The sequence below is a fragment of the Actinomyces sp. MRS3W genome, from assembly GCF_032465695.1.
Classification (GTDB): domain Bacteria; phylum Actinomycetota; class Actinomycetes; order Actinomycetales; family Actinomycetaceae; genus Actinomyces.
In genome coordinates this window covers 1-8,039 of record NZ_JAWDJJ010000034.1, presented here as the reverse complement: position 1 = coordinate 8,039, position 8,039 = coordinate 1, and the positions used below count along the sequence as shown (strand labels likewise).

The following is an 8,039-nucleotide window of genomic DNA, read 5'->3' as shown; positions in this document are numbered from 1 at the left end:
CACGGACCGGATCGAGGCGGGTGACCTGGTCATTGATACGACGTCGTACACCGCGCGTATCCGCGGCACCCTGCTGGATCTGACGTACAAGGAGTTCGAGCTGCTCAAGGCGCTGGCGCTCAACCAGGGGCGGGTGCTCACCCGGCAGGCGCTGCTGGACGAGGTGTGGGGTGAGGACTACATCGGCGGTTCACGCACGGTCGACGTGCACATTCGGCGGCTGCGCGCCAAACTCGGCACCGAGTACGACCACCTCATCGGCACGGTCCGCAATGTCGGCTACCGTCTGGATGCCTCCGAGGAAGAGGAGTAAGGACGACGCCGCAGCGGCGCGGCCCGCGGCATCATTCGGGCCAGCGCGTGCGGGGCCGTCAGGCTCTGTCCGTCTCCTCGGCGCGCCCAGCAGCGGCCTCGGCGGCGCCCGTGGCGGCAAGCTCGACGTCGGCGCTGTTTCGGACGGCCGGCACGGGGAGCTGGTCGCGGCCCAGGCGGGCGGCCCGCTTGGCCTTCGCCTCGGCGCGCAGGCGTTCCTTCTCGCCGCGGTCGCGCACGCCGAAGGCGGCAAGCACGTTCGCCGTGACGGCCAGGACGACGATAACCACGCCGAAGGCGACGCCGGAGGTCTGGCCGCTCAGCCCCACCAGCGGGCTGGCCAGGCCGCCGCAGACGAACTGGATGAATCCGAGCAGTGCCGAGCCGGTACCCGCCCAGCGCCCGGTGCGCCCCAGCGACACCGCGGGCAGGTTGCCCATGCAGGTGCCCAGCATCATGACGTGGATGATAAATAGGGCCACCGTCGCGATGGTGAGCGGCGTGGAGGCCACCGGCCCGGACAGCCAGATGAAGCAGACGCCGGCGAAGACGACGTCGACGACGAGGATGGCGAGCAGGCCCAGGCGGATCTGCCGCTCCGGGGAGACCCGCTTGGCAGCCGACCCGCACACGGCCACGGTGATGGTCACCACCAGGCCGCAGACGGCGAAGACGGCGGTGTAGGCGGCCGTGCTCATACCGAGCACGCCCTGGAGCATGAACGGGGCGGCGGACAGGTAAGAGGTCAGCAGGGCGTACACCAGCGCGTTGATGATGATGAGCCGGACGAAGACGTGATCCTTGCCCAGCTCCCGGGCGCCCTGGGCGAGGACGCCGAAGCCTCCCTCATGGCGCTGCTCGGCGGGGAGGGTTTCCGGGACCCACGCGGCCACCAGCAGCACGAGGATGCCCTGGAAGGCGGCGACGACGCCGAGGATGCCGCGCCAGCCGACCGGCCCGACCAGGGCGCCGCCCAGGATCGGGGCGATCACGGGCGCGATCCCCTGAATCGCCATGACCAGGGACAGCGCCTGCGCGGCGGTGATGCCGCGGGAGCGGTCGGAGATGACGGCGCGTCCCAGCACCATGCCGGCGGCGCCGCCCAGTCCCTGGAGGAAACGGGCCGCGAGCAGCACGGCGGCGCTGGGAGCCAGCGCGGTGCCGACGCCGGCAACGAAGGCCAGCACGCTGCCCCACAGCAGCAGGGGACGGCGGCCGAAGCGGTCGGACAGGACCCCGATGCTCAACTGTCCCAGCGCCACGCCGACAAGGAAGGCGGTGAGCGTCAGCTGGGTTGTCGAGGCCGAAATGCCGAGGTCGGCGGCCATCTGGTTGAAGGCCGGCAGGTAGGCGTCCATGGCGAGCGGGGCGATGGCCGCAAGCGCCGCCAGGGCGATGAGGAGGGTGGGCGCAAAGGAGGTGCGCAGGCCGCCGTCGCCGGGGTCGCTAGAGGTGGCGGCGCGGGCAGGCTCGACGGCGGGCGCCGGGGTGGGGGACGGCTCAGGGCCGCGGGAAGCGGCGCGGCCGCGGGCCAACTTAGCGTCGTAGGTGGTGGGCTCCGCGGCGGTGTCTGGGGTGACCCCCTTCCCCTGCTGGGCAGAGGTGGGTCCGGTCGAAGGGGAGGTGGTCATGAAGTGAGGTTATGGAACCGGGCGACGTGAAGTCATGCATCCGGGGTGCGTGAGATCCCGCACCCCTCACCGAAACCGGCACAAGTAACGTACCGAAACCGGCACTAATGACGTGTCGAGACCGGCACATATCACGGCGGGCCGACGTGCGCGCACAACCACCGCGGGTGGGCTTGCCGTGACGGCCCTATAGCTGTGAGAGACCCTATGGCTGTCAAAATCGCTGACAAACGGCGTCGGTCAGCCCAACACCGCGGAACAAAACGGCGTCATTGCAACGATCCTCATGACGCGCTCTGCCGCCCAGAGCCCGTTTATCAGGGATTGTGACACCGCATCCCAGCAGCAGGGTCCACGGATTCACAGCCCGCCCATACCCCGGTTCTAAGGAGCGCTTACAACGCCCGGCGAGTGTAGGGCTCATGTCTTCGAACCTCGACTCCGGCAACGCGCATGAGTCCGCCCGCACCAGCACCGACGCGTCCCGGCACGAAAACGCCGACGCCCCGATGTCCACGGCGCAGCCCGCAGCCGACGCAGCCCAGACCCCCGCGCCCCGGCACACCCGGCGGCGCTTCCTCCTGGGCGGCGCCGCCGTTGTGGGCGCGGCCGCGGTGGGCACAGCCGCCTGGGCACTCAACCGCTTCGTCATCGACCACGTCGAGGTCGACAACGTCGCCGCCTACGAGGCCATGAACTCCTCGGTCTCCTCCACCACTTCCTCCACCGCGCAGGCGACCGATGTCACCGTCACGGACACCGGTTACACCTCCTCACTCACCTCGATCAGTATCGAGCAGGTCTCCACCGGCTCCGGCTCGGACACGGTCACCTACTACGTCGCCGACATCCAGGTCAGCGACGCCACCGCGGTGCGCAGCGCCTTCGCCAACAACGCCTACGGCACCAATATCACCGCCCTGCCCAGCACCATGGCCACCGAGCACGGCGCCATCCTCGCCGTCAACGGCGACTACTACGGCTTCCGCAGCGACGGGATCCTCATCCGCAACGGCGTCATCTACCGCGACGACGGCGTGCGCGATGGCATGGCCTTCTACACCGACGGACACGTGGAGGTCTATGACGAGACGAGCACCGACGCGCAGACCCTGCTGGACGCCGGCGTGTGGAACACCCTGTCCTTCGGGCCGGCCCTGGTTCAGGGCGGCGCCGTGCTCAGCGGGATCGACAACGTCGAGGTCGACACCAACGTCGGCAACCACTCGATCCAGGGCACCCAGCCGCGCACCGCGCTGGGCGCCATCGGCGACGGGCGCTACGTGTTCGTCGTCGTCGACGGGCGCGAGGAGGGTTACTCCCGCGGCGTCACCATGACCGAGCTGGCGCAGATCATGACGGGCCTGGGCTGCGATTGCGCCTACAACCTCGACGGCGGGGGTTCTTCCACCCTGTGGTTCAACGGCCAGGTCGTCAACCGCCCTTCCAACGGCGGCGAGCGGGAAACCTCCGACATCCTCTACATCGCCCAGGGGGCCTGAAATGAGCACGCCGACACGCCCGGACACCGGCTCCTTCCCGACCCGACGCCTGCGCCCCGACGCCGCCCCGCCCACCGCGTACGGCGCGGCACGCCAGGAGATGGGGGCGGCCCGGTCAGGGGCCGGGCCGGCCCAGGATTCCGGTCCCGACCGCGGTCCGGCCCCGGCGACAGCATCGGCCATCCGGCGCCTGCCCCAGGTCGGCCTGGTGGTGCTGATCCCGGCATATCAGCCGGATATGCGGCTGGCGGAGTTGGTGGCGGACCTGGTGCGCGAGTTGCCCGGGTGCCGGGTTCTCGTCGTCGACGACGGCTCCGGCCCGGAGTACGCCCGGGTGTTCCGGGCCGCGAGCGCGCGCGGGGCCGACGTCGTCGGCTATGCCACCAACCGCGGCAAGGGACAGGCGCTGCGCACCGGGCTGGCACGGGCCGCCGAGCTGTGGCCCGACGTCGACATCGTGTGCGCCGACGCGGACGGCCAGCACCGCCCCGCCGACATCGCCGCGGTGGCTCGACGCGTGCGGGAAACCGGCCGCATGACTCTGGGGGTGCGCCGATTCACGGGAAAGGTGCCGCTGCGCAGCCGCATTGGCAACGACGCTACGGCGCTGCTGTTCCGCCTGGCCACCGGCTGGAAACTGCGCGACACCCAGACGGGCCTGCGCGGCTACCCTGCGGGCAAGATCGCCTGGCTCATGGACATCCCCGGGGACCGCTACGAATACGAGCTCAGCGTCCTGCTGCGCGCCAACGAACTCGACCTGGAGGTGGAGGAGGTCGAGATCGCCACGGTCTACGAGCCCGGGAACGCCTCCAGCCACTTCCGGCCGCTGCAGGACTCGGCCCGCATCTATGCGCCGCTGCTGCGCTTCATCGGGGCGAGCCTGGCGAGCTTCGGCATCGACTGGGCGGGGGTGATGCTGCTGCACCTGCTGACCGGGAACCTGCTCATCAGCGTGGTCGGGGCGCGGCTGGTCAGCGGCACGGCGAACTTCTTCATGAACCGGCGGGTGTTCCGGGCGGCGCCCGGAACGGTTATGCGCACCGCCGTGCGCTATGTGACGCTCGCGTTGACACTGCTGGCGGCGAGCTACCTCCTGCTGCGGCTGCTCACGGGCGCGGGCATTCCGCTGGGGGTGGCCAAGCCCATCGGCGATGGCGTGCTGTACGTCGTCAGCTACCTGGTGCAGCAACGGGCGGTCTTCCGGGAGAAGCGGTGAGGGGCGCCGCTGCGCGGGACGCACACCGGAGCGCGCCGACGATTCTGCCTGAATCCGGGTTTTCCCTGCAATTCAGCCAAATCGCGGATTTACTAGTGGGCCCCCGGGGGAGGCTCCTGTGTGCAATGAGCCCTTCGCCGCACACGGGAAGCTCCTCATCTCTTATGGGCGAAATAGTGGATCCGCGGAATCATGCGGTTTCCGGTCTCACGCCCGAATCTAAAGTGTGCAGTCCCGATCGCCATCGCCGCCCCTGGCTCCACCGGGTCAGGGCGCGCGGTGGAAGATCGACTGGGCGGCACGCACGGGCGGCATGCTCGGCCGGCTACGGGCTACTCATCGCGGGACCGCTCCAGTGACGTGGGCGGTCGGCCCGCGAGCCAGGCCAGGGCCATGCCGATCGCCACGAAGCACGCCAGCGTAAGAATCTGCCAGCCCCACAACCCTTCGGTGCGCAGCCAGGGGCCGTCTGCTGCCACATGCCGGTTCCAGGCAACCAGATAAAGTCCGACCGCCCAGCCGCCCAGCGCGCCCAGGGGCACCCCCACCGCCAGCACAACAGCCGCATGCGCGGCCGTCACTCGACGCAGGAACCCCGGCCCGGCACCCACCGCGTGCATGGTGATCAAGTCGCCGCGCATCTGAGTGCGCGTGAGCAACAGACTCAGCCCCAGCGTGAACAGGGCGATCACCACCAGCACCACCAGTTGGATCTGGTCGAACAGGTCACCCCACAGCGGCATGATCCAATCGGTTGCCGGTATGACCAGGGCGCTGTGGGCGTCCAGCAGGTCCGTCGCCTTCTTCTCCTCCTGGGAGGTCAGTGGCCGAGAGAGTTTCACCACCTCACCGAGGTAAGCCGGGGCATCATCACCAACAAGCCCCATGCCGGCGGCCGTTTCTGGGGAGATCGCCACCCTGTCCGGCAGCCAGCGCATGAAGTAACCGGGTTTGGACTGGGTGTCCTCGGGCTGTGCCACCCCGTCCCCATCTTGGCGCACCGCCCCGATCTGCACCGTGCCGTCGTCGGCAATCCAGTTGGCGAAGCCGACAACCACGCCGCCGGCGTCCAGCACCTGGGCCGCCTGCTCCGCCCCTTCCAGGCCGCTGGCACGCAAGGTGTCCCCTTCTAGGATGAGCACCGAGTCATTCGCGATCCACACCGCGCTGTACCCCGGGTTGTAGCCCTTCCCCCAGGGAACGCAGGTCGTCTCCTCGCGCAGCCCGAGGGAGGAGAGGGCATCCGGTTCCGAGCCGTAGGGGCAGCGCGCCTCGACGGGCGGCACCACATCAACGCTTAGCCCCGGGTACGTTGGCGACCATACGGACCCCGATCCGGTCACGGGCAGTCCGGCGTCCGCGAGCACCTGGACCCCGTCGCGAAGGATGTGCGCGTCGAAACGGTCGTCGATGCTGACGCGCATGCCCAGGGAGAGATGCCCGGGCGCTTCCAGATCCAGGGAGGTGTCGTTGTAGTTCGCGGCGTAGGACGCGGAGTTGACGACCTGCCCGCAGCCCACGGCGACGACGACGGCGATCGCCGCGATGACCGGGAGGGTGCGGCCGCGGTGGGCGTCCGCTTCCCTGGCGGCCAACCGCAGGGCGAGCGGCCCCTTGATGAGCAGTGCTATACCGACGTCGAGAATGAGCGGTGCCAACAGAATCAGGGCGGTGGCGCCGAGCAGTAGCGCCGCCACCAGCAGGGGCGCGCTCGCCCCGCCGGGCAGTAGTCCGAGCATGCCGCCCGCACTCATCTCCCGCGGTATGGGCGCCCGCACCGAGCCGACGCCGCAGCCAACCGCTAATGCGATCAGGACGAGGCCGGCTCCCACGCGCCAACGCGCCCCGGACCAGCGGGACCGTCGCCCGGATGCAGCATAGGCGGAGTGGCGGCGCAGCGCCTCGACGGGGTCCATGCGGGCGACCCGCCGAGCAGGAAACAGCGTCGCCAGCCAGCCGGCCGCCCCCGCGCCGACTACCGCCACGGCCAGCATCCACCACGGGAACCCGACCAGGGCCTGCGTATCCGGATAGAACATCCGCCACGCTGCCCAAACTGCCACGACACCGCCGCCTGCACCCAGAAGGCCGCCCAGGCAGCCAACCATCACGCCCTGGAGGGTGAGGGTGCGAGCCAGCTGCCGCGGCGTCGCCCCGCAGGCAGACGCCAGGGCGAGCATGCGCCGCTGCTGTTCCGCGGCGACCGCGAACGCCGGGGTAATGAGCGCCAGGAGAAGTCCTGCTTCGACCGCCGCGGCGATGATGGTCGAGATCAACGCATCGGTGAGCACCTCCGGGGACACCTCTACGGGGTAGAGTTCGTCGTCGGCCGGGTAATGGGTCAGCACATGCCGGGAGACCGCGAAGGCCATGTCCGTATTCATCTGTGTGGCCATCTCCCAGGTGACCGGCTCCGGCCCGGCGATGAGGAAGTGGGTGTCCACTCCGGCGGGGTCCGCCGTGGCGGTGCTTGCCAGCCAGCTTGACTGTGCCCAGGCAAGCGACTGTTCGGCGTCGGCAACGATGCCGGTGACGCGGTAGGCGCGTTGGGAGTTGTGGAGGACCTCGTCGTCGGTGTCGGGGTCTGCCCCGGCCTGGAGCGGCGGGGCCATGAGGGAGAGGGTGTCGCCGACTTCGGCGCCGGTGCGCTCGGCGAGGGCGCTGGTGATGACAATGCCATCGGCGTCGGTGGGGGCTGCACCGGCGGAGAGCTCCGGCAGCAGCAGCGTGATCCCTTCAGCGGAGGATTCTTGCAGCGTCAGGGTGCCAATGGTTGAGAGGTTGACGGCTTCCAGATCGCCGGCGCCGGCAACGCCCACCTCTCCGGGTTGAGCGGTCATGCCGGTCGTAGCCAGGAAGGTGTCCGAGATCCAGTATTGGATGACGTGGTCCTGCGCCGGAATGATGCTCGCTAGTCCCTGCGCTCCCAGGGGAACGACGTCGGAGTCGTTGAACCAGAAGCCGGGGGCGCCCTCGGGGATCTGTGGGAATGGCCCCTCAGCGGGATCGACGGCGGTGCCGGTGACGATGGCCTGGGCGCCGGTGGGGATCGAGGCGAGAGCGGTCTGTCGGCTGGGCGGGGTTGACAGGCCGCGGCCGATGTTGCCGACGACGAGCACCAGCGGCAGGGCCACGAGCAGGATCGCCAGCAGGCTGCGGGCCTTGTGCGCCAGGGCGTCGCGCAGTGCCAGGCGCATGACGGGGCGCAGGGAGCGCAGGCGGGAGCGGAGGCCGGGACGGGCGACGTCGTCGGTGGATGGGGACGGAGAGGGAGCGGGCCGGGGAGTCAACGCTGTCTCCCCTGGGCGGTGAGGATGTCGTCGAGGTCGGCGGCTCCGGAGCTGCCGACGATCCGCCCGTCGCGCAGGAACACGG

General features: G+C 69.9%; 5 protein-coding genes. 3 read left to right on the top strand and 2 right to left on the bottom strand.

Features of this window, described 5'->3' with window-relative positions; all coding sequences use genetic code 11:
• Positions 1-313: response regulator transcription factor (locus RWX45_RS00975; RefSeq protein WP_316021927.1), on the top strand; the 313-nt coding region annotated here is incomplete at its 5' end.
• Between the two features lie 58 nt (positions 314-371).
• Here RWX45_RS00975 and RWX45_RS00970 read toward each other — a convergent pair.
• Positions 372-1,943, bottom strand: coding sequence for a multidrug effflux MFS transporter (locus RWX45_RS00970; protein ID WP_316021926.1), 1,572 nt, complete (start codon positions 1,941-1,943; stop codon positions 372-374).
• A gap of 509 nt (positions 1,944-2,452) precedes the next feature.
• On the opposite strand from RWX45_RS00970, the gene RWX45_RS00965 reads away from it, so the two are divergent.
• On the top strand, positions 2,453-3,445 hold the full coding sequence (locus tag RWX45_RS00965) for a phosphodiester glycosidase family protein (RefSeq protein WP_316021928.1): 993 nt from the start codon (positions 2,453-2,455) through the stop codon (positions 3,443-3,445).
• Between the two features lies 1 nt (position 3,446).
• Positions 3,447-4,664 (top strand): bifunctional glycosyltransferase family 2/GtrA family protein, encoded by a 1,218-nt coding sequence (locus tag RWX45_RS00960; protein WP_316021925.1) that lies wholly within the window; start codon positions 3,447-3,449, stop codon positions 4,662-4,664.
• A 332-nt stretch (positions 4,665-4,996) separates the two neighbouring features.
• Here RWX45_RS00960 and RWX45_RS00955 read toward each other — a convergent pair whose 3' ends face one another.
• Positions 4,997-7,954, bottom strand: a complete 2,958-nt coding sequence (locus tag RWX45_RS00955; protein ID WP_316021924.1) for an FtsX-like permease family protein — start codon at positions 7,952-7,954, stop codon at positions 4,997-4,999.
• Positions 7,955-8,039 lie beyond the last annotated feature (85 nt).